The organism is Streptomyces sp. NPDC091416 (assembly GCF_044756845.1).
GTDB lineage: Bacteria > Actinomycetota > Actinomycetes > Streptomycetales > Streptomycetaceae > Streptomyces.
The window spans coordinates 92421-114312 of the sequence record NZ_JBIVTU010000014.1 but is presented as its reverse complement, the minus strand read 5'-3'; the positions used below and the strand labels follow the sequence as shown (position 1 = coordinate 114312).

Genomic DNA, 21892 nt, shown 5'->3' with positions numbered 1-21892 from the left:
CCCGGACACGCCGCAGCGCTCGATCACGATCGTTCGAAAATCTTCACCCTCCTCCAACACCCGGTCGATATCCTGGTGTTGACGGGCCAACAGATCGGGGCGGGGCGGCGGCGCTGGGGGTGCTGTGGAGCGAGACCTGTACGGGCGCGAGGCAATTTTCGGTGACGACGGACTCGCGGCGCGCCTGACCGGTCTCACTCCGCACGGTGCGCGACGGGTCACCTGCGAACACGGAGACGACCCGCCCGTCGTGGTGCTGACCGGCGGCCGGGGCATGGGCAAGACGGCCGCGCTCAAACAACTGCGCAGCCTGTACCGGGAGATCACACCGGTCGCACTCGTGGACTGCGAGGCCGTACGGCCGCCCGCGGACCCGGGCCCCGGCTGGACACCCGTGACGGCCGTGCTGCCCGAACTGGCCACACAGCTCACGGCGCGGGTGCACGCGGCCCGCCCGGTGCAGTTCCCCCGCCTCGCCCTGGGTCTCGTGGCGGTGGCCTCGGTGTCCTGGCGGCGGGAGGACGAGTCCCGGGCCCAGCGCGACCTCCAGTCGCTCGGGCCCGTCCTGGCGACGCTCGACACCCGGGCCGACACCGCGACGGGCTGGGTCACCAAGGTCCTGACGAAGCTCGCGGCCGGGGCGTTCGACTCGATGGCGCCGATGGCGGGCCTGGTCGCCGAGGCGACCGTGGAGACGGTGCTGGAGGAGACGTTCAGCCGGTTCCAGCGGCGCTCGGCGCAGTGGTACGGAACCTATCCGCAGGCAGGCGGCAACGGGCGCATCGGACTGCGGCAGCTCGCCGTCGACTTCGAACGCGGCGGCGATCTGCGCCGCCGCGCCGAGGACCACCTGGTGCTGGCCCTGGTCGCGGACCTGACGCGGGCCTACCGCGGCATGGCGCGCGGCGCCCGGCGCGGCCGCCCCGTCCTGCTCCTCGACAACGCCCACACCCCACTGGGCCGGCAGCTCGTCGAACCCCTCCTCCGGCAGCGCGCGGGCGGCGTGCGCGATCAGATCGCCCTGTTCGCGTCCTCGCGCGTCCACGACCACGCGGGGCTGAGCCACGCGGTGCGCCGGCGGCTGCCCGAGGTGGCACACGCCTCGCACTGGACGCGGGGCACGGAGGTGACGTCCGGCATCCTGGCCGTCGGCCTCACCCCGCTGGACGCCGCCCATGTGCGCTCCGCGCTCGACCGGCACGACCCGCGCGGCCGTACCCCGGCCGGGCTGGCGCGCGGGATCCACCGGCTGACCGGGGGCCGCCCGCTGGGGGTGGCCCTGCTGGCGCAGGCTGCGGGCGAGTCGCCGGACCAGGGCGGCCTGGTGCCGGGGGCGCTGCTGGAGCGCACGGTGGAGCTGCGGGAGGACCGGCCGCCCGTCCGGGTCGCCGACGAGCTGCTGGAACGGCTGCTGCCCGGTCAGCGCCCGGAGGTGCTGGGCGTGCTGGCCGCCGCGCACGGCGAGGAGTCGGCCCGGCTGCTGGCCGCGACCCGGCTGCGCGGGGAGTCCCTGGACGGCGATGTGGCGCTGCGGGTACGGGACGCGCTGCGGGCCGAGGACTGGCCGGTGGGGCCGGAGCACTTCGTCGCCGATCCGCTGCTGCGCTCGCTGCTGCTGCACCGGCTGCGCTTCCAGGACGACGACCCGCCGTACTACGCGGTGTGGCGCGCGGTGCACGAGACGCTGCGTTCGGCGTACGCCGCCGGGGGCAGCTGCCCGAGCGAACCGCACCGCCTGCACCAGGAGCTGGTACTGGGCGCGGCGGAGGACTGCGTGACGCATCTGCGAGTGCGGTTCGCCCGGCCCGACGTGCTGAGCTGGCTCGACGCGCTGCGCTTCATCGCCTCGGCCCCCTGCCCCCGCCCGCCCGGCAGCACCGGGCCCGATCCGCGGCGGGCCGTCGCGCTGGGCCGGGCGGCCGCCTCCGACGAGGAACGGGACGCGCTCGCCGGGCTCGACGAACGGGCCGCCGAACTCCAGTTGCAGCTGCGGCGGCTGCTGCACGCCGTGTGGCTGCTGTCCGATCCGCTGGCCCTGCCCGACGAAGAGGTGATCGACAAGATGGCGCACGAGCTGCGGCAGCTGTCCGGCAGGCATCCCACGGGGCACTCGGTGCTCTGGGACGCGGCGACGCACTGGCCGCGCGACCTGCGCGACTGGCGGGCACTGTCCATGCCGCCCGGCGCGCCCGTGCCCGTCCGGGCCGGGCAGCCGGGTCCGGGGAACGGTGGCCCGGATGCGTAACCCGCTGCGGTACCGGCTGTGGTGGACCACCCGGCAGAAGATCATCACCTCGGTCGTCGTGGCCGCCCTGCTGGTCACGGCCGGCTGGTACGGGGCGGACCGGCTGACCGAGCCCGAGGACCGGTCCTGCGCGACGGGGGTCTCCCGCCCGCAGGACAGCGACGAGTGCGTCGGGGTGTCCGGGGACGGCTACGACTTCGGGCAGCCGCAGCTGACCGAGGTCGCCGCGGCCATCGGCCGGGAGAACAGCACCCTGAAGGCCGGCCGGTACGCGACGGTCGCGCTGCTGCTCCCGCTGACCTCGACCGACGCGTCCATGCGGACGAAGGTGCTGCACGAGCTCCAGGGCGCGTTCGCCGCGCAGTACCGGTCCAACCACCGGGCGAACGGCCAGGTCCCGCAGATCCGGCTGGTCCTCGCCAACACCGGGAGCAACAGCCTGCTGTGGCAGCCCGTGGTGGACCGGCTGCTGACGATGACGGGAGCCCCGCACCGGCTGCGTGCGGTGTCCGGGGTCGCGATCAGCAGTACGCAGGCCAAGGAGGCGGTGAAGGAGCTGACCGGCGCCGGGATTCCGGTGGTGGGCTCCACGATCACCGCCGACGACATCGCCAACGGCCCCTCGGGCGACCCGTTCCCGGGCCTCGCCCGGGTGTCCCCCACCAACCGGGACGAGGCCCGCGCCCTGGCCTCCTTCGGTGAGGTCAAGGCCGACAAGGCGCTGCTGGTGCAGGACACCCGCAGCGGCGACCACTACACGGACACCCTGAAGTCGGCGTTCAGCACGCTGCTGAAGGGCTCGAAGTACGAGCCGCAGCTGTTCACCTCGCGGAAGGATCCGTACGACGAGGGGACCACGGCCAACACGTTCGAGCAGATCACCCACCTCATCTGCGACACGGACGCGGACACGGTGTTCTTCGCCGGGCGCCATGTGCAGCTGCGCCAGTTCGTCAACGCGCTGGGCGCGCGCGGCTGCCAGAACCGCCGCTTCACCGTCCTCACCGGCGACGAGGGCTCCTACCTGGGCGACGACACGAAGCTCGACCGGAACGCGCTGCGCCGCAAGGTGACGGTCCGCTACGCCTCGCTGGCGCACCCGGACGCCTGGCCCGCGGTGGCGGCGGGGAAGAAGAAGCCGGCCGGCGGTTCGGCGCAGGACTACCGGGCGTTCACCGATCTGCTGGCCGAGGTGGGCAAGAAGCCGGTCGGCCCGATCGGGCCGACCGCGCACGACGACCTGACCGACGGGCAGCTGATCATCGCCCATGACGCGATGACCCTGGCGGTCGCCGGGATCCGGCGGGCGACCACGGACGGGAAGGAACTGCCGGACATGGAGGACGTGGGCGGCCAGTGGCCCCGCGTGAAGGGCTCGCTGCGGGTGCGGGGGGCCAGCGGCTGGATCTGCCTGGACAACCACGGCAACCCGTACAACAAGGCCGTCCCGGTGGTGGAGCTGGCACCGGACCCGCCGCACCAGCGGTTCTCGGCACTGGCGTGGCCCGAGGGGGCGCCGCCGAAGGAGCAGTGCCTGCCCCCGGCCTCGGCGCCCTGACCCGCGATACGCGAACGGCTGCCCGCCCCGCCGGAGCGGGAACGGGCAGCCGTGGTGTCCGCGACGGGTCTCAGACGCCGGCGTAGGAGTGCTTGCCGGTGACGAAGATGTTGACGCCGTAGTAGTTGAAGATCCAGCAGCCGAAGGCGATCAGCGCCAGGTAGGCGGCCTTGCGGCCCTTCCATCCCGCCGTCGCGCGGGCGTGCAGGTAGCACGCGTACGCGACCCAGGTGATGAAGGACCAGACCTCCTTGGGGTCCCAGCCCCAGTAGCGGCCCCAGGCGTCGCCGGCCCAGATCGCGCCCGCGATGATCGTGAACGTCCACAGCGGGAAGACCGCCGCGTTGATCCGGTACGAGAACTTGTCGAGGCTGGAGGCGGACGGCATCCGGGAGAGCACGGAGTGGGCGAACGCACCCGGCTCACCGCCGTTGGCGATCTTGCTCTCGTAGCTGTCGCGGAAGAGGTAGATGAGCGTGCCGATGCCGCCGATGAAGAACACGGCGCCGCAGATGATGGCGGTGGAGACGTGGATCCACAGCCAGTACGAGTGCAGCGCGGGCACCAGCTGGTCGCTGGAGGTGTAGAGCACCGTGGTCGCGAGGCCGAGGTCCAGCAGGACGGCCGTGACCAGGATCAGGCCCATCCAGCGGACGTTCTTCTTCAGCGCGAGCAGAGCCAGGTACGCGCCGACCGCCACCGTGGAGAACGTGATGGAGAACTCGTACATGTTGCCCCAGGGGGCGCGCTGCACGGACAGGGCACGGGAGACGACCCCGCCCGCCTGGATCAGGAAGGCCAGCACGGTCATGGAGACCGCGATCCGCCCGTAGAGGTCGCCCTTGAAGGTGCCGCCCGCGGCGCCGGGACCGTCCGGCACGTCGCGTGATCCGGCCGCGGACCGGGTGACGATCTTCGGCCGCTCCAGGACGGCGGTGCTGCCGCCCTTCTGCGCGACCTGGACCTTCACCGTGCCGGCGGCGGCCTGCTCGGCCGTCAGTGAGGCGGCGGTGCGGCCGACCTTGCTGCGGGACCCGAACACCCACTCCGCGATGTGCGCGAAGAAGGCCAGGGTGTAGACGGCCATCGACGAGTAGATCAGCACATTGCTGGTGTGTGCCAGATTCTCGTTGGTTGCGGCGGCGAGATTCACTTCTCAGCCCCTTCGGAAGGTTCTGCGGAGGACGCGGCGACGACGTGGGTGCCGGAATCCGGATCGGTGTCGGGGTCGGTGTCTGGGCCGGGCGCCGTGGGCGCGACGGCGTTGAGCGTGACCGCGAGATCGGCCAGCTCCTCGGGAAGCTTCGCGGACTCGCTGCGGCCGAGCCCCGCCATTTCGACGACGGTGACGCCGTCGGCGCCGCGTACGGCACGGATCCAGACCCGGCGGCGCTGGATGAACAGCGAGCCGGCCAGTCCGGCGATCGCGCCGATGGCTCCGGTGAGCGCCCAGCCGCTGGCGGGCTGCTCCGAGATCTGGAAGCTCGCCCACTCCTGGAGGCCCTCGAAGGTGATGGAGCCGGCTCCGTCGGGCAGCTTCATCGTCTCGCCGACCAGCAGCCGCTGCTTGAGCTGCTCGCCCTTGGAGTCCTTGAACTCCTTCATCTTCGACTTGTCGAGCTGGTAGACGTTCTGCGCCAGTCCGGAGTCGACGCCCAGCGAGCCGTGGAAGCCGTTCAGCGCGAGGACCGGCATGTCGGCGGCCGGGAACTGCGAGAACATCGTGCCCTTGCCGCTGCCCGCGAAGGTCGGCACGAAGAAGGCCTGGAAGCCCAGCTGGTCCTTCTTGCCGTTCTTGTCGCGGTACCCGTCCATCACCTTGATCGCACCGGACGAGGTGACGTTGTTGTCGAGGGGCAGCAGCGGCACGGCGGCCTTGTAGACCTCCTTGCCCCTGCCGTCCTTGACGGAGACGACGGGCGCGTAGCCGTGGGCGTTGAGGTAGACCTTCGTACCGTCGACGACCAGGGGTTCGTTGACCTTGATGACCTTCTTCTTCGGCTTGCCGTAGGCGCCTTCGGAGTACGTCACGCGCGCCTCGTACGTCCGGGGCGTGCCGACCTGCGGGCCGTTGCGCTCGTACGTGCCGATGAAGTCGTCGAGGGTGAAGCTGAAGGGCGCCAGCGCGTCCTCGTCGAAGAGCGAGCCGGACTTGAAGTTGTCGTACTGCGTGATCGTGTTGGAGAACCCGTCGCCCTCGACGATCAGCTTGGCGCCCTCGGACTTGTAGAGCTGTCCCCAGGCGAAGGCCACCAGCATCACGATGAGCGCGATGTGGAACATCAGGTTCCCGGCCTCGCGCAGATAGCCCTTCTCGGCCGCGACCGCGTTCCCGTCGACGTGGGCCCGGTAGCGGCGCTTGCGCATCATCCTGAGCGCGGCCTCGTGGACCTGCCCGGGCTCGGCCTCGGTGCGCCAGGTGGTGTACGCGGGCAGCCGGGCCAGGCGCTTGGGGGCGCCCGGCGGGCGGCTGCGCAGCTGGCCGATGAACGTGCCGGTGCGCGGCACGATGCAGCCGATGAGGGAGACGAACAGCAGGATGTAGATCGCGGAGAACCACACCGAGCTGTAGACGTCGAAGAACTGGAGCTTCTCGTAGATCGGCGAGACGGTGGTGTGCAGTCCCTTGAAGGTCTGCACCTTGAGTTCGTCGACGCTGTTCTGCGGGATCAGCGAGCCGGGAATGGCGCCGAGCGACAGCAGGAAGAGCAGGATCAGCGCGACCCGCATCGAGGTCAGCTGACGCCAGAACCAGCGCACCCAGCCGATGATCCCCATGGCGGGAAGGCTCGCCAGGACCTCCTCGCGCGGCGCGGTGGAGAGCTGGGAGCCGGCGGCTCCGAGCTCCCGGGCGGTCTCCCGGTCCTGCTCGGCGCGCACCTCCCGCTCATCGGGGTGCTCGCGCTCCTGGGACGGGTTGGACGTGGTGTTGCTCATCGGTACTCAGATCCCCACCGTGAAGCCGGCGGACCAGCCCTGTAGTTCCTGCATCATGCTGCCCCACACGCCGGTCAGCAGGAGCAGCCCGGTCACGATCATCATGCCGCCGCCGATGCGCATGACCCATGCGTAGTGGCGCTTGACCCAGCCGAAGGCGCCGAGCGCCTTGCGGAAGGCGACGGCCGCGAGCACGAAGGGGATGCCGAGGCCGAGGCAGTACGCGACGGTCAGTATCGCTCCGCGGCCGGCGGTTCCCTGGTCCATCGCGAGGATGCTCACCGAGCTCAGCGTCGGGCCGAGGCAGGGTGTCCAGCCGATCCCGAAGAGCGCGCCGAGCAGCGGGGCGCCCACCAGGCCGGTGACCGGCTTCTTGTGGATGCGGAACTCGCGCTGGGTCATCCACGGCATCAGGCCCATGAAGAAGACCCCCATCAGGATCATCAGCACGCCGAGGATCTTGGTGAGCGGTCCGCTGTTCTCCTGGAGCGTGTCGCCGAAGTAGCCGAAGAGCGCGCCGCCGGAGACGAACACGGCGGTGAAGCCGGCCACGAACAGCGAGGCGCCCGCGACCATGCGCCCCCGCCGGGCGTCGGCCAGGTCGGCACCGCTGACGCCGGTGACGTAGCTGAGGTAGCCGGGGACGAGCGGCAGGACGCAGGGCGAGAAGAAGGAGACGAGCCCGCCGAGGAGGGCGATGGGCAGGGCGACCAGCAGTGCCCCGCTCAGGACCGTCTCGTTCTGGGTGGCTGCGGCGAGGGTGATCACCTGATCACTTCTCCGCGATCAGCGGGTCGATCATCTTGTGCAGATTGGTGTCGTCGACCGGGCCCACGAAGCGGGCGGCCAGCTTCCCGTTCCGGTCGATGACGACGGTCGACGGGATGGACTGCAGCTTGAGGGTTCCCTTGGGGAACCGCAGCAGGAGTTTGCCGGTCTTGTCGTAGAAGCTGGGGTAGGTGACCCCGAAGTCCTTCTCGAAGCTGATGGCCTGGGCCCGCTCGGGGTCGCGGGTGTTGATCCCGACGAACTGGACGCCCTGGTCCTTCGTCTCCTTGGCCACCTTGTTGAAGTACTTCGATTCCAGTCTGCACGGGGCGCACCACGAGCCCCAGACGTTGAGGACGATGATCTTGCCCTGGTAGTCGGCGAGGTCGAGCTTCCCGCCGTCCAGGCTCTCGCCGTCGAGCTTCGGCGCGTCGGCCCGCTCGCCCTTGGCCGCGGTCGAGATCCCGCCGTTGCCGGTGACGAAGTTCGTGTCGCCGCCGCCACCGCTCGTGCCGCCCGAACTGCACGCGCTCAGCGTCAGTGCGAGCGCGACGGCCGCCGCGGGTGCGGCGAGCAGGGTGAAGCGGCGTCGGGATGCGCGGCCATAGCTCATGTGAAAAGTTTCGCATGGCGGTTTCGGGGATCTTGGGCACCCCCCTCGGTGCCCGTAAAGCCCGTTGTCAGGCTTGTTTAAAGAACGTGTTCCAGCCGCCTTCGGGGGCCTGCCCGACCTCCAGCGTACGAAGCTTCGCGAGCACCGCCGGGTCCTGGACGTCGAGCCAGTCGACGAACTGCCGGAAGGAGACGAGGCGCACATCCGGCTTCCCCGCGATGTGCTTGAGCGCGTCCTCGACCGCATCCATATAGATGCCGCCGTTCCACTCCTCGAAGTGGTTTCCGATGTAGAACGGCGCACGGTTCGTCTCGTACGCGCGCTGGAAACCGCTGAGGTACGACTGGGTGGCCTGGTTCCGCCAGCCCGGATAGCGCGACGGCATTCCCCTGGTCGAATTCTGCGACTGGTTGGCCAGGATGTTGTAGTCCATGGAGAGGACCTCGAAGCTGTGCCCGGGGAACGGGATGCCCTGGAGCGGCAGGTCCCACACGTCCATGCGCTTGGTCGGCCACACCTGGGTGCCGCCGGGCGAACTGGCGTCGTAGCGCCAGCCCAGCTTCTTCGCGGTGGGCAGCAGATTGTCCTGCCCGAGCAGACAGGGGGTGCGGCCTCCGACGAGTTCCTTGCGGTAATCGAAAGGCAGCGGGTCGAGGTCGGTCCAGCCGGTGTTGGTGCGCCATTCGGTGACGAAGGAGATCGACTGATCGATTTCGCTCTGCCACTGCGAGGGCGTCCAGTCGCCCACCGATCCGGAGCCGCCGCAGAAATGCCCGTTGAAGTGCGTGCCGATCTCATGGCCGTCGAGCCAGGCCTGGTGCACGCCCTTCAGCGTCTCCTTGATGTGGCCGTCGGTGAGATAACCGATGTCGGAGGCGCCGATGGGGTTGTTGGGCGGACGGTAGAGGGATTTCTTCGATTCGGGCAGCAGATACAGGCCGGAGAGGAAGAAGGTCATCTTCGCGTCGTGTTCCCTGGCAAGTTCGAGGAAACGCGGGAAGAGTCCGTTGCCGACCTCGCCGGCGCCGTCCCAGGAGAAGATCACGAACTGCGGCGGCTTCTGCCCGGGTTCGAGCGGCACGGGCGCGGACGGCTGGTTCGGCTGCTTCCCGGTGTCGGCGGTGGAACCGTCCCCGATGAGACGGACGCTCTTCTTCGCGGGCCCGTTGCCCTTGACCGCGCCGTCGGCGCCCTTCTCCCCCTTGGCCCCCTTGTCCGGCACCGTACCGCCGGTACCGGACCCGCCGGAGGAACTGCAGCCCGCCATCCCGATGGCGGCCGCGGTTCCGAGTCCAGCTCCGAGCAAACCCCTTCGGCTGATGTCGCGCATGCTGTTCCCATCTGCGGTCGTTTTGCCTCAAGTCCATACAAACTGACAAAGACTTAGATGAGTGAAGCAACACGAGGGTTCCTCGAATTAGCACACAATTCTTTACGGAACCAGACCCAGCCATGGCCGAACACAAGATCGACCCCGAACCCGCCCACAAAACGGCAGGCCAAAACCCCGGACGGCGAAATTCCGCCCGGTCGGCCCACAGGCGATCAGCGAGGAGCCCGGGGCGGCCTCATGGCCGGGGCGGCCCCGTCAAGCCCGTCCGGCGACTGAGGACGAACGGCCACCGGGCGCGCCCGGGGCGCTTCCCCAGCCCACCCCGAACGGGCCCCCGCCCCCCGGTCAACGGCCGGCTACGCGCCGAACCCCTTCGACGCCCCCTTCACCGGCTTCGCTCCCGCCAGCAGATGCGCCGGCACCAGGTCCCGGGCCGGCTCCGAGTACCCGACCGACACGATCTTGTCGCCCTGGTACGTGAAGCTGGTCAGCGAGGCCAGCGTGCACTGGCGCTTGCGCGGGTCGTGCCACAGCCGCCGCCGCTCCACGAAACTGCGGACGATCCAGATCGGCAGCTGGTGGCTGACGCACACCGCCTCGTGGCCGCGGGCCGCGTCGCGCGCCGCGTCCAGGGCGCCCATCATCCGTACGACCTGCTCGATGTACGGCTCGCCCCACGAGGGCCGGAACGGGTTCGTCAGGTGCTTCCAGTTGTCCGGCTTGCGCAGCGCCCCGTCGCCGACGCCGAAGGTCTTGCCCTCGAAGACGTTGGCGGCCTCGATGAGCCGCTCGTCGGTGGCGAGGTCCAGACCGTGCGTCTTGGCGATCGGCGTCGCCGTCTCCTGGGCCCGCTCCAGCGGGGAGGCGACGACATGCGTGATGTCGCGCTTGTCGAGGTGCTCGGCGACCCGGTCGGCCATCTGCCGGCCGAGCTCGGAGAGGTGGTAGCCGGGGCGGCGCCCGTACAGCACGCCCTCCGGGTTGTGCACCTCTCCGTGGCGCATCAGGTGGACGACGGTGATGTCCTTGCGTCCGGCGTTGCTGCTGGTCTCGCTCATGCGGTGGCCTCCGATGCGGCGCGGGCTGCGGCGGGCAGCGCGGCGGCGATCCGCTCGACGGCCCGGCTGTCGTGGGCGGTGGAGACGAACCACGACTCGAACGCGGACGGCGGGAGGTAGACGCCCTGCGCCAGCATCGAGTGGAAGAACGCGGTGAAGCGGAAGGATTCCTGCCGCTTGGCGTCCTCGTAGTCGCGCACCGGACCGTCCGTGAAGAAGACGGAGAACATGTTGCTCGCGGCCTGCACGGTGTGCGCGACCCCCTCCTTGTCGAGGGCCTGGCTCACCAGCCCCCGGATCTCCGCGGAGACCGCGTCGACCTTCGCGTACGCGGCGTCGTCCAGCAGCCGCAGCTGCGCGAGACCGGCGGCGGTGGCGATGGGGTTACCGGACAGGGTGCCCGCCTGGTAGACGGGGCCGGCGGGGGCCAGGTGCGCCATCACGTCGGCACGTCCGCCGAACGCCGCGGCCGGGAAGCCGCCGCCCATGACCTTGCCGAACGTCATCAGGTCGGGCCGCACCCCGTCGACGCCGAACCAGCCGGCCTTCGACGTGCGGAACCCGGTCATGACCTCGTCGGAGATGTACAGCGCACCGTTGGCGGCGCAGATCTCCTTGAGCCCGGCGTTGAAGCCGTCCAGGGGCGGTACGACGCCCATGTTGCCCGGCGACGCCTCGGTGATCACACAGGCGATCTCACCGGGCTGCGCGGCGAACGCGGCCCGGACGGCCTCCAGGTCGTTGTACGGCAGCACGATCGTGTCGCCGGCCTGGGCGCCGGTGACACCCGGCGTGTCCGGCAGCCCGAAGGTCGCAAGGCCGGACCCGGCGGCGGCGAGCAGCGCGTCGACGTGGCCGTGGTAGCAGCCGGCGAACTTCACGATCTTCGCCCGGCCGGTGAAGCCACGGGCGAGGCGGATCGCGGACATGGTCGCCTCGGTGCCGGACGACACGAGCCGTACCTGCTCGACGGGCTCGACCCGGGCCACGATCTCCTCGGCGAGCGCGACCTCGCCCTCGCCGGGCGTACCGAACGAGGTGCCGCGGGCGACGGCCTCCTGGACGGCGGCGATGACATCGGGGTGGGAATGGCCGAGAATCATCGGCCCCCACGAGCAGACGAGGTCGACGTACTCACGACCGTCGGCATCGGTGAGGTACGGACCGGTACCGGAGACCATGAAGCGGGGCGTACCGCCCACGGCCCGGAAGGCACGCACGGGAGAGTTCACGCCACCGGGCGTCACGAGGGACGCGCGGTCGAAAAGCGTCTGCGAAACTGGGGCGTCATAGGGAAAGCTCACACATGCCATGGTGTCAGAGCCGCGGACGGACTTGCGGACGGGTGTTTCACCGCACGTTCGTGGGGGAGGTCACTGACACGATGATCGGGTTGCGCGGCGGGGGCTGTGTCTCCTAGTTAGTAGTCGGGTGGATGAGATATGCATCGCGGTGGCGAAGTGGGCGAAGGGACCGACGACCTGGGGCCCGAGCCTGCCCGGCGGGGTCGGCACCGGCGCGAGGCTGAGCGCAAGCAGGGCATACAGGCCGGCGGTGCGCAGGTCGGAGCCGGAAGCAGGAGCAGTGGCGGGATGGGGGTGACCTACAAGTACTTCGGTGCTCCCGACGGCGCCACTGCCGCACGGGTGCCCATTTCCATGCGCCCCGAGGAGCTCGGCGGCGACGAACTGGGCATGGGCGGCATGTTCACCAAGATCAAGCCCGAGACCGTCGCCGCGATGGTCCTCACCGGCATACAGGGCATACCCCTGCACAAGGTCCCGCCGCTGGAGCTGGTCGTCCTGCACCCCGACTACGCGGTGGTCAAGCTCCCCATGACGGTCGTGGACCCGCTGCGCGGCGTGGGCGAGGAGTCCGTCGGCGCCGCGGCCTTCATCTGGTCGACGGTCCCGGACCGCGGCGGCCCGCGCGACGCGTTCAACGTCTACCAACTGCTGCACGAGTGGCAGGACTTCAGCCACCGTCTGCACGACGCGGGACACCAGGCGTACTGCCTGGTCTGGCCCTGACCCGTCCCTTTCGGAGCGACCCCGTCGAGGGGCCCGTCGGCGACCCCTTCGTCAATCGTCGTTAGTTATAGAATTACGCCGTGAGCAGCGAGGATGCCGCCCTGGAGGCGTTGGCCGCACTGGGGGACCCGGTGCGGCGGGGACTGTACCGGCACGTCGCCGGGACACCGGGCGACGTGGGACGGGACGCCGCGGCCGAGGCGGTCGGGGTGTCCCGTTCACTGGCCGCGTTCCACCTGGACAAGCTGGTCGAGGCCGGCCTGCTGGAGGTGTGCTTCCGGCGGCTTTCGGGGCGCAGCGGCCCGGGGTCCGGGCGGCCCTCGAAGCTGTACCGGAGGGCCGAGGGCGAGCGCACGGTTTCGGTGCCGCCCCGTTCGTACGACTCCGCGGGTCGGCTGCTGGCCGAGGTGGTGGAGCGGGCCGGGCTCGACGGGGAACTCCAGGCGGCGGCGAGGGCGGCCGGGGAGGCCTCGGGGAGCGATCCGGGGTGCGAGGCGGATCCGGTCGAGGTCCTGCGGGCGCGCGGTTACGAGCCGTTCCGGGACGGCGGGACGGTACGGCTGAACAACTGCCCCTTCCATGCGCTGGCCGATCAGTTCCCCGCCCTGGTCTGCGGGATGAACCTGGCCGGAATCGAGGGCCTGCTCAAGGGACTGCCGGGCGGCCAGAGCTGGAACGCGGCGATGGATCCGCTTCCGCAGGGGTGCTGCGTCGCGCTCGAGGCCGCGGAGGGGACGAAGGGGGCAGAGGGGGCCAAGGGCGCGGAGGAGGCCGCACCGCAAACCGCACCCGAAGCCACGCCCCAAGCCGCACCCGAAGTCTAAAAACAGCATCCGTTGACTTTAGAAGCCTCACCCGGGCATGCTTGCCCCGTGAGCGACTTCCACCTTGCCCAAGTCAACGTCGGGCGCATGCTCGCCCCACTCGACAGCCCCCAGCTGGCCGGCTTCGTCGCCCAGCTCCAGGAGATCAACGCCGTCGCCGACCGGGCTCCCGGTTTCGTCTGGCGCATGGTCGACGACAGCGGAGCCGACGCGACGAACCTGCGCCCCGAGCGCGACGACGACCTGCTCCTGATCAACTGCTCTGTCTGGGAATCCGTCGAAGCACTGCGGAACTACACGTACCGCAGCGACCACCTCAAGGTCCTCGCACGCCGCCGGGACTGGTTCGAGCGCCTGGCCGACGTCTCCGTCGCGCTGTGGTGGGTCCCCGCGGGGCACCGCCCGAGCGTGGAGGAGGCCATGGGCCGCATCGCCCTGATCCGCGAGAAGGGGGAAGGGCCCGGGGCGTTCACCTTCCGGGCGCCGCACCCGCCTCCGACCGGCTCCCCCGGCGACGCCGGGCACCCCCGCGACGACGGCTCCTCCGCCGCTGAACACACGCCCGCCGAACACGCACACCGCTGACCCGGCCGGCGCCGAACACGCGGTCCAGCCGGCGTCACCCCAGGCGCTGACCTGCACGAAGAGCGTCCGTCGGCCAGCCCTATCCGGCCATTCATTGGCCGAAGAATGATCTTCAGTAGACCTGCCGGACCTGCCGATGCAGGAGGCATCGACACTGAAGGAGCCTGCCATGGGCGACACTCTGCTGGCTCTGTCCATCCCCCTGCTGGTCTTCGCCTCCGGCATCTACGCGGCCTGCGATACCTGGTGGCGGCGCCGGCACCCGGCGCCGCCGTCCCCGTACACCCATCAGGCCGCCCGGCTCGCCGAGCGCGCGATGCTCGTGGACGCCGAGCAGATCGTCGACGACGCCTACGAGAGCCTCGGCACGCTCTACGACGGCCCGGCCGCGCCGGACACGCGCATTCCGGCCACCGGCGTCACGCCCGGGGCCGCTGCCAGCCCGGATCACGACCGGTCAGCGCCAGCACCCGCTCAAAGGGGCTAGCCCCGTCCGGTACGGGGAAGGGCTCGCCGAACACCTTCGCCTCGCGGGCCTTCGGGGCCATCCCCGCCATGGCGGGGCCGAGCTCGTCCACCACGTCGGCGTCCGGCACGAACTCCTGACCCGTGGCCCGCGCCAGGTCCCACGCGTGCACCGTCAGATCGCCGAGCACCATGTGCCCGACCGTCCGCGCGGGGAACCCCATGGAACCCGCGGTCCCCTCCTCCGCCCCCGGCGCCGCCCACGCCTCGACCAGGGCGGCCGTCTCCTCGCCGAAACGACCCCGCCAGTCCCCGGTGACCGCGTCCGGGGCAGCACCGAAGTCCGCGTCCCGCCTGGCCGCGAGCTCCGTGAAGTTGACGACCACCCGGGAGAGGTGGCCGACCAGGGCACGGACGTCGTACTGCGCGCACGGTGTGGGATCGTCCAGCCGTCGGTCGTCGATCCCCCGCACCACGGGCAGCGCGCTGCCCGCCGCGGCATCCAGCAATTCACTGATCGTCTTCATGCTCCGACCATCCATCCGGCGGCGTCCGGTGTCTTGAACAAACGCGACAGCCGGGACGCGAAAGCGAACCGGGTCATAGGATCGGCAGCCATGTCCGGCTCCCGAGGTCCCCGACGCGACACCCGGGGCATCGTCGACGCCCCGGAACTGTTCACGCACGTACGCTTCCGGCGCCGCGAGCCCGCCCCCGCGCTGCGCCCGTATCTGGAGCACTACTGGCTGATCGACTGGGATCTGCGCGAGCCGTACGCCTCCCATCTGGTCCCGCACCCCAGCGTCAACCTCGTCTTCGAGCGGTACGCGGGCTGCGGGGACGAGGAGGCCGGGTTCGCGGAGGTCTCGGGCATCGGCCTGGAACTCTTCACGCAGAAGCTGGAGGGACGGGGACGGGTCTGCGGTGTGCAGTTCCGGCCGGGCGGCTTCCGGCCGTTCGCGCCGGACCGGCCGGTGTCCGACTGGACGGGCCGCCGGGTCCCGGCCGCCGAGGTGTTCACGCCGCCCGCGCCGCCGTCGGCCGTGCTGGACCCCGGGCAGGAGGACGCACGGGTCGCGGCGCTCGACGCGTACCTGCTGGCGCTCGGCCCGGAACCGGATCCGCAGGCCGAACGGGCGATGGCCCTGGTCGATCTCGTACGCACCGACCGCACCGTCCGCCGCGTCGGTGAACTGGCCCGCTCCGAGGGCCTGTCGGCGCGGTCGCTGCAACGGCTCTTCGCCACGTACGTGGGCGTCGGCCCCAAGTGGGTCATCCTGCGCTACCGCATCCACGAGGCGCTGGAGCGCGCCGAGTCGGACCCGGCGGTGGACTGGGCGGGACTCGCCGCGGATCTCGGCTACAGCGACCAGGCGCACCTGGTCAGAGACTTCACCGCGACGGTCGGAGTCCCGCCGACCGTGCTGGGTGCCCGCTGAATGTCAGCGGCCCGCCCTACAGTTCGGACATGGACCGCGTCGAAGCACCATCCGTGAGTATCGAGCCCTGGTCGGACAGCGACCTCGAACTGCTCCGCCGTGCCAACGTCCCGGAGCTGATGGACCACCTGGGCGGTCCCGAGTCGGAGGAGCAGCTCATAGGGCGTCACGGCCGCTATGTGACCCTGAGCGCGGACCGGGAGGGCCGGGGCAGGATGTACCGCATCGCGCTGCCCGGCGAAGCCGATGCCGTGGGCACCATCGGTTTCTGGGAGCGCACCTGGCAGGGCCGGGAGGTGTACGAGACGGGCTGGGCCGTCCTCCCGGAGTTCCAGGGCCGGGGCATCGCGTCGGCCGCGACGGCAGCCGTGACCGCGCAGGCGCGCGCCGCGCGCAAGCACCGCTATCTGCACGCCTACCCGTCCGTGGACAACGCCGCGTCGAACGGGGTGTGCCGCAGGGCGGGCTTCCTGCTGCGGGGCGAGTGCGAGATCGAGTACCCGCCGGGGCACCCGCTGCTGACCAACGACTGGCGGCTGGACCTCCACCCGGATCGCTGAGCGGCCGGGGCCTGGCGCCCGCACGGGGGCGTGCAAAGCACCGGGCGCCCGCACGGGGGCGTGCAAAGCACCGGGCGCCCGCACGGAGCGCGCAAAGCATTTGACGGACGTGGGCCGCTCTTGGATATTTATCTGCGTCACGCAGCTTCTGCGCCTAGCGACTGCTGTGCTCAGCAGCTGCTGTGCACAGCGACTTCAGCGCTTCGCAGCCACTGCCGGCCCATGATCCGTCCCGCCCTCTCACCGACTCTCACCGAGGAGACCTCTCCGTGCTCACCCTCGTCACCGGCAGCCGCGGCCGCGTCGGCTCCGCACTCGTCACGCTCCTGCACCGGGACGGCCACGGCGTGCGTGCCGGCTCCCGCAACCCCGGCGAACTCCCGCTGCCCGGCGGCGTCCCGTCGGTGTTGTGCGATCTCGGCGACCCCGGCACCTTCGCCGCCGCCCTGGAAGGCGTCGACGCCGTCTTCCTCTACGCCGAGCCGTCCCATGTCGACGAGTTCCTCACCGCCGCGCAGACCGCCGGCGTCGCGCACATCGTCCTGCTCTCCTCCAGCTCGGTCCTCGACCCGGACCCCGGGGCCAACCCGATCGCCGCCTCCCACCACGCGGTGGAGCAGGCGCTGATCGCCTCGCCCCTCACCACGACCCTGCTGCGCCCCGGCGCCTTCGCGGGCAACGCCTACCAGTGGTCGGAGTCCATCCGGTCCGGCCGCCCCGTGGAACTGCCCTACCCGAACAGCGGGACCAGCCCCATCGACGAGGCCGACATCGCCGAAGCCGCACGCGCCGTCCTCACCGACATCCGGCTGCGGGGCACGGCGTACCACCTGACCGGCCCCGAGTCCCTCACCGCCGCCGAGCAGGTCGGGCTCCTGGCCGCCGCGTCGGGCAGCAGCGCCGCCTTCCGCACGGTGAGCAGGGCCGCCTGGAAGGACGCCGTGTCCCCCTTCGTGCCGGAGGAGATCGCCGAGGGCCTGCTCGACCACTGGGCCGCCACGGACGGCGCCGCCGCCGAAGTCACCGGCGAAACGGAGAAACTGACCGGCCGTCCGGCCCGTACGTTCGCCGCCTGGGCCGCCGACCACGCCGCCGCCTTCCGCGCCTGACACCCGCGCTCCCGGGCCGAAACCCGTGGCCGGTCCACCCGCCCCGATGACATCCTGACCAGGTGAACGGACCCGAGATCCACCTCGAAGTCGCCCCTGGACTACGCCTCTTCGTCGCGCACGAACGCCGCCGCGGCCGGACGGCCGTGACCACCGACGGCTCGTCCACCCTCGGCCACGTCGTGGAATCGCTCGGGGTCCCGCTCACCGAGGCGGGGCAGCTCCTCGTCGACGGACACCCCGTGCCCGTGTCGCACATCCCCGCAGCGGGCGAACGGGTCGAGGTCCGGGCCGTCGAGCGCCCGCAGCGCGTGCCGGGCGCGCCCCTGCGCTTCCTGCTCGACGTCCACCTCGGCACCCTCGCCCGGCGGCTGCGCCTGCTCGGGGTCGACGCGGCGTACGAGAGCGAGGACATCGGCGACCCCGCGCTGGCCACCCGCTCGGCGAAGGAGCGGCGGGTCCTGCTCTCCCGGGACCGGGGACTGCTGCACCGGCGCGAGATCTGGGCGGGGGCGTACGTCTACAGCGACCGCCCCGAGGCGCAGTTGCGCGACGTACTGGAGCGGTTCGCGCCGGACCTCGCCCCGTGGACGCGGTGCACGGCGTGCAACGGACCGCTGGCGGCAGCCGACAAGGACTCCGTCAGCGGGCAGCTGGAGCACGGAACGCAGAAGTCCTACGACGTCTTCGCGCAGTGCACGGAGTGCGACCGGGTGTACTGGCGCGGCGCCCATCACGCCCGGCTGGAGGCGATCGTCACCGAGGCCGTCCGCGACTTCGGCAGCCCCCCGGCCGGTTCCGGTCCGTCCGGCGACTGAGTCCGCGCCCCGCGTCAGGGCGCGTCGCCGTCGCGCAATTTCTCGATCTGCGTCGCGCTCAGTTCCACGGTCCGCCGCATATGGGCGATGAGGAAGGCGACCTCGTCGTCGTCGTACGCCTCGAACAGGGCCGCCCAGCCGCCGTTCAACCGTTCCCAGACCGCGCCGAACTCCGCCATCCGCTCCGGCACGGTCGTGACCAGTACCCGCCGCCGGTCGGCCATGTCCCGTGCGCGGGTCACATAGCCGGCCCGCTCCAGCCGGTCGACGAGCCGGGTCGCAGACCCGGTGGTGAGCCCGGTCAGCTCCGCGACCCGGCCCGTGGTGACCGGGCCGGCCTCCAGGCCCAGCAGGTTCAGACACTGCAGGTCGGTGGGGTGCAGCCGCAGATGGTCGGCCACCGCCTGGTTGAACAGGGCGTACGAGGCCATGTAGCGGCGCGAGGCGACCGTCAGCTCGGCCAGCAGGGCGCTGCGGCGGGGGGCGGGGGACTTCTGCGGCATGCAGAGAGTGTACGGAGCAGACACCGGGTCGCGGCGACGGCTCGGCACCACAGCTGCTCGGCACCACGGCTGCTCGGCGCCACGGCCACCCGGCTCCACAGCCGCCCCGCCCCACAACCGCCCCGCCCCACGACCGCCCGGCGCTACGGCTGCTCGGCCGTCAGGTAGCGCTGGACGGTGGGCGCGAGCCAGGCGATCACGTCGTCACGTTCCATCGACACCGCGGGCGGGATGCGCAGGACGTAGCGCGCGAGCGCCATACCCAGGATCTGCGAGGCCACGAGAGCGGCCCGGCGCGGCGCGTCCGCAGGGTCGGGACAGACCCCCTCGGCTATCGGCCCGAGCTGCTCGGCGAACACGGCCCGCACCCGCTCGGCGCCGGCCTCGTTGGTGACGCCGACCCTGAGCAGGCCGGTGAGCACGTCGTCCTGCTCCCAGCGGTCCAGGAAGTGGCCTACGAGGACGGCTCCGATGTGCTTGCCGGGCATCGCCCCGAGCCCGGGCATCCGCAGGTCGATCACGGACGCGGCGGCGAACAGGCCCTCCTTGTTCCCGTAGTACCGCATCACCATCGACGGATCGATGTTCGCGTCGCGGGCGATGGACCGGATGGTGGCGCGCTCGTATCCGTCGGCCGCGAAGCGCTCGCGGGCCGCTTCGAGAATCGCGGCTTTGGTGGCGTCGGAGCGGCGAGGGGCTGCGGAGGCTTTCGTCACGTCAACAACTGTAGGCCAACAGCTGTTGACATGCCAGCTCGACCGAGTCCAGAATTGCCAACAACCGTTGACCCACAAGCGTTGGCAATTGGTATCAGGGAGACCGCCATGAACAGCAGCTCCGGCACCCGCACCAGCACGGACCGCGACTTCACCTCCACCCCCACCCCCGGCGTCGACGTACTCGTCGTGGGCGCCGGCCCCACCGGATTGCTGCTCGCGGGCGACCTGGCCGCCCAAGGCCTGTCGGTCACTGTCGTCGAGCGCCGGCGCCACGAGGCGGGAAACGTCACCCGGGCCTTCGCCGTCCACGCCCGCACACTCGAACTGCTCGACACCCGCGGACTCGCCGACGAGCTGATCAAGACCGGCACCACCCTCACCTCGCTCCGCCTCTTCGGCCGGCTCGGCCTCGATCTCTCCCGGCTGCGCACCCGGTTCCCGTTCCTCCTGATCACTCCGCAGTACGAGGTCGAGCGCCTGCTGGAGCGCCGCGCCCGCACCGCCGGGGCGGACCTGCGGTACGGGGCGGAGCTGACGGACCTGGACCAGGCAGCGAGCGCGGACACGGTCACCACCGGCATCCGCGAGACGGACGGCACGCGGAGCACGCTCACGGCGCGCTATGTCGTGGGCACCGATGGGGTGCGCAGCTCGGTGCGCCAGGCTCTGGGGCTCCCCTTCCCGGGCGAGTCCGTGATCCGGTCCATCGTCCTGGCCGACGTCCGCCTCGCCGAAGAGCCCGCCGCCCTCCTGACCGTCAACGGGGTGGGGGACGCCTTCGCGTTCATCGCCCCCTTCGGCGACGGCTGGTACCGCGTCATGGGCTGGGACCGCACCCATCAGGCGGCCGACAGCGACCCGGTCGAGCTCGGCGAGCTCCGCGAGATCGCACGCCGTGCGTTCGGTACCGACTACGGGATGCACGGCGCGCGCTGGATCTCCCGCTTCCACAGCGACGAACGCCAGGTGCCCGCGTACCGCAGCGGACGGGTCTTCCTCGCCGGGGACGCCGCGCACGTCCACTCACCCGCGGGCGGACAGGGCATGAACACCGGCCTCCAGGACGCCGCCAACCTCTCCTGGAAGCTGGCCGCCGTAGTGCGGGGGCACACCGCAGCGCCCGAGGCGCTCCTGGACAGTTATCACGCCGAACGGCACCCGGTCGGCGCCAAGGTGCTCCGCGCCAGCGGCGCGATCGTCCGCCTCGCGATGGCCCACAGCCCGCTCCAGCGGACCGTCAGGGCTCTGGTCACCCGGGGGCTGTCCGCCGTCCGCCCCGCCTCCGACCGGGCCATCGGCATGATCTCCGGCATCGGGATCGGCTATGCGGCTCCGCACGGTACGCACCGGCTCACCGGAAAGCGCGCCCCCGACCTCGGCCTGATGGAGGGACGTCTGCACCAACTGCTGGGCGAGGGCGCCTTCGTGCTCGTCACTCCTGCCGGAGTACCCACGCCCGTGTCACCGGCGCGGATCGTGCACGCCCATTGGACGGGCGACCGGACCACAGCCCTCCTGGTCCGCCCCGACGGATACGTGGCCTGGGCCGGCGACCGGACCGACCCCGCGGTCCTCACGGCCGCCCTGGCCCGATGAACCGGCCCGCGCACACAGACCCACGCGCAGACCACACACGCAGCGCAGACCGCACAAAGCACACAGACCACTCAGGCAGCGCAGACAGCACAGGCAGCGCAGACCGCTCAGACCGCTCAGACCGCTCAGACCGCTCAGACCGCTCAGAACACGTACTCGTCCCCCGTGGCGGGAGCAAGCACCTCGTGCCGGCTGTTCTTCGCGTTCCGGTCCGTCGCCCCGCCGTTCCACACGGTGTCGATGCGGACGACCACCTCGGCCGGCCGGCCCGCGAGCTGGAGTTCGAGGGCGAGCTGCCGCTGCTCGGAGCCGTCCGCGTGCAGCGCGCCCGTCCGGCACAGCACCGTCGCCGGGCCGGAGCGCAGGCACTCCTGCGGCAGCTGCTGGCGGCCCGCCAGCGGTACGGAGATCCGCAGCCGCACGGTCGCTCCGTCCAGATCCGCCGGCCCGCGGTTCTCGCTGCGCAGCCAGATCCCGAGGCCGGTGCCCCACAGCGAGACATGCCCGTGGAGCGAGACATCCGCCTCCGGCGCGATGTTCCGCGCCGCAGGCGTACCGAAGGGCGCGCCGACGGCCGCGGCCGTCCCGCCCACACCCAGCGCCACCGTCGACGCCATCGCCGCCGCAGCGGCCACCCCCAGCAGAGCCTTACGCGTCACTACCATGCCCTGAAGATACAGATCATCACGAATTATCCATATTTACCCACTGGTTCGGCGCGTCTCGGCTCCG

22 protein-coding genes are annotated in these 21892 nt (G+C 71.1%); 11 read left to right on the top strand and 11 right to left on the bottom strand.

All coding sequences use genetic code 11. The features are described from left to right. Window positions 1–124 precede the first annotated feature (124 nt). Both ACIQMX_RS33330 and ACIQMX_RS33325 read left to right on the top strand, forming a co-directional pair. Window positions 125–2245, top strand: coding sequence for a hypothetical protein (locus tag ACIQMX_RS33330; RefSeq protein ID WP_402483748.1), 2121 nt, complete (start codon window positions 125–127; stop codon window positions 2243–2245). Continuing rightward, entirely contained in the window at window positions 2238–3803 is a 1566-nt protein-coding gene (locus ACIQMX_RS33325; protein ID WP_402483746.1) for an ABC transporter substrate-binding protein, read from the top strand. Before ACIQMX_RS33330 ends, ACIQMX_RS33325 begins: the two co-directional genes overlap by 8 nt. 70 nt (window positions 3804–3873) lie before the next feature. Here the strand turns inward: ACIQMX_RS33325 and ccsB are convergent, their stop codons facing one another. The 7 genes from ccsB to hemL all read right to left on the bottom strand — a co-directional run bounded on the left by ccsB (window position 3874) and on the right by hemL (window position 11825). Next, window positions 3874–4956, bottom strand: a complete 1083-nt coding sequence (gene ccsB / locus ACIQMX_RS33320; protein ID WP_363068983.1) for a c-type cytochrome biogenesis protein CcsB — start codon at window positions 4954–4956, stop codon at window positions 3874–3876. Next, the gene (locus tag ACIQMX_RS33315) at window positions 4953–6740 is read right to left on the bottom strand and encodes a cytochrome c biogenesis protein ResB (protein WP_402483744.1); all 1788 of its coding nucleotides are present in this window, start codon (window positions 6738–6740) and stop codon (window positions 4953–4955) included. The genes ccsB and ACIQMX_RS33315 overlap by 4 nt, the downstream gene beginning before the upstream one ends. A gap of 6 nt (window positions 6741–6746) precedes the next feature. Continuing rightward, complete coding sequence (locus ACIQMX_RS33310; protein WP_328949138.1) at window positions 6747–7508, bottom strand: cytochrome c biogenesis protein CcdA; 762 nt, start codon at window positions 7506–7508, stop codon at window positions 6747–6749. A 4-nt stretch (window positions 7509–7512) separates the two neighbouring features. Then, entirely contained in the window at window positions 7513–8121 is a 609-nt protein-coding gene (locus ACIQMX_RS33305) for a TlpA disulfide reductase family protein (RefSeq protein WP_363068979.1), read from the bottom strand. A gap of 67 nt (window positions 8122–8188) precedes the next feature. Then, entirely contained in the window at window positions 8189–9451 is a 1263-nt protein-coding gene (locus tag ACIQMX_RS33300; protein ID WP_402483741.1) for a hypothetical protein, read from the bottom strand. 359 nt (window positions 9452–9810) lie between these two features. Then, entirely contained in the window at window positions 9811–10512 is a 702-nt protein-coding gene (locus tag ACIQMX_RS33295) for a histidine phosphatase family protein (protein ID WP_219567288.1), read from the bottom strand. Beyond that, on the bottom strand, window positions 10509–11825 hold the full coding sequence (hemL, locus tag ACIQMX_RS33290) for a glutamate-1-semialdehyde 2,1-aminomutase (RefSeq protein WP_363068975.1): 1317 nt from the start codon (window positions 11823–11825) through the stop codon (window positions 10509–10511). Before hemL ends, ACIQMX_RS33295 begins: the two co-directional genes overlap by 4 nt. A gap of 279 nt (window positions 11826–12104) precedes the next feature. Between hemL and ACIQMX_RS33285 the strand changes: the two genes are divergently transcribed. The 4 genes from ACIQMX_RS33285 (at window position 12105) to ACIQMX_RS33270 (ending at window position 14438) form a co-directional block, all read left to right on the top strand. Then, the gene (locus ACIQMX_RS33285; RefSeq protein ID WP_003968390.1) at window positions 12105–12542 is read left to right on the top strand and encodes a hypothetical protein; all 438 of its coding nucleotides are present in this window, start codon (window positions 12105–12107) and stop codon (window positions 12540–12542) included. 80 nt (window positions 12543–12622) lie between these two features. Then, a complete protein-coding gene (locus ACIQMX_RS33280) occupies window positions 12623–13366 on the top strand; it encodes a helix-turn-helix transcriptional regulator (protein WP_402483738.1) in 744 nt (247 codons plus the stop codon). A gap of 48 nt (window positions 13367–13414) precedes the next feature. Next, complete coding sequence (locus ACIQMX_RS33275; RefSeq protein WP_402483737.1) at window positions 13415–13951, top strand: DUF3291 domain-containing protein; 537 nt, start codon at window positions 13415–13417, stop codon at window positions 13949–13951. 169 nt (window positions 13952–14120) lie between these two features. Continuing rightward, the gene (locus ACIQMX_RS33270; RefSeq protein WP_402483735.1) at window positions 14121–14438 is read left to right on the top strand and encodes a hypothetical protein; all 318 of its coding nucleotides are present in this window, start codon (window positions 14121–14123) and stop codon (window positions 14436–14438) included. Here the strand turns inward: ACIQMX_RS33270 and ACIQMX_RS33265 are convergent. Next, window positions 14371–14943: a TIGR03086 family metal-binding protein gene (locus ACIQMX_RS33265; RefSeq protein ID WP_402483733.1), complete on the bottom strand. Its 573-nt coding sequence runs from the start codon at window positions 14941–14943 to the stop codon at window positions 14371–14373. The genes ACIQMX_RS33270 and ACIQMX_RS33265 overlap by 68 nt on opposite strands. A gap of 90 nt (window positions 14944–15033) precedes the next feature. On the opposite strand from ACIQMX_RS33265, the gene ACIQMX_RS33260 reads away from it, so the two are divergent. The 4 genes from ACIQMX_RS33260 (at window position 15034) to ACIQMX_RS33245 (ending at window position 18342) form a co-directional block, all read left to right on the top strand. Further along, window positions 15034–15855 carry a helix-turn-helix domain-containing protein gene (locus ACIQMX_RS33260; RefSeq protein ID WP_363068966.1) on the top strand — a complete coding sequence of 274 codons (822 nt, stop codon included), beginning with the start codon at window positions 15034–15036 and terminating at the stop codon, window positions 15853–15855. Between the two features lie 29 nt (window positions 15856–15884). Continuing rightward, window positions 15885–16415 (top strand): GNAT family N-acetyltransferase, encoded by a 531-nt coding sequence (locus tag ACIQMX_RS33255; protein ID WP_402483730.1) that lies wholly within the window; start codon window positions 15885–15887, stop codon window positions 16413–16415. A 269-nt stretch (window positions 16416–16684) separates the two neighbouring features. Beyond that, on the top strand, window positions 16685–17524 hold the full coding sequence (locus tag ACIQMX_RS33250; RefSeq protein WP_402483728.1) for an SDR family oxidoreductase: 840 nt from the start codon (window positions 16685–16687) through the stop codon (window positions 17522–17524). A gap of 62 nt (window positions 17525–17586) precedes the next feature. Further along, window positions 17587–18342: a Mut7-C RNAse domain-containing protein gene (locus ACIQMX_RS33245; protein WP_363068960.1), complete on the top strand. Its 756-nt coding sequence runs from the start codon at window positions 17587–17589 to the stop codon at window positions 18340–18342. A gap of 14 nt (window positions 18343–18356) precedes the next feature. On the opposite strand, the gene ACIQMX_RS33240 is transcribed toward ACIQMX_RS33245, so the two are convergent. Both ACIQMX_RS33240 and ACIQMX_RS33235 read right to left on the bottom strand, forming a co-directional pair. Beyond that, the gene (locus ACIQMX_RS33240; protein ID WP_402483725.1) at window positions 18357–18845 is read right to left on the bottom strand and encodes a MarR family winged helix-turn-helix transcriptional regulator; all 489 of its coding nucleotides are present in this window, start codon (window positions 18843–18845) and stop codon (window positions 18357–18359) included. Window positions 18846–18988: 143 nt separating this feature from the next. Then, the gene (locus ACIQMX_RS33235; RefSeq protein ID WP_363068956.1) at window positions 18989–19561 is read right to left on the bottom strand and encodes a TetR family transcriptional regulator; all 573 of its coding nucleotides are present in this window, start codon (window positions 19559–19561) and stop codon (window positions 18989–18991) included. A 108-nt stretch (window positions 19562–19669) separates the two neighbouring features. Here ACIQMX_RS33235 and ACIQMX_RS33230 point away from each other — a divergent pair, with 108 nt between their 5' ends. Continuing rightward, window positions 19670–21160, top strand: a complete 1491-nt coding sequence (locus ACIQMX_RS33230) for an FAD-dependent oxidoreductase (RefSeq protein WP_402483723.1) — start codon at window positions 19670–19672, stop codon at window positions 21158–21160. Between the two features lie 143 nt (window positions 21161–21303). On the opposite strand, the gene ACIQMX_RS33225 is transcribed toward ACIQMX_RS33230, so the two are convergent. Beyond that, window positions 21304–21825: a hypothetical protein gene (locus tag ACIQMX_RS33225; RefSeq protein WP_363068952.1), complete on the bottom strand. Its 522-nt coding sequence runs from the start codon at window positions 21823–21825 to the stop codon at window positions 21304–21306. Between the last annotated feature and the right edge of the window lie 67 nt (window positions 21826–21892).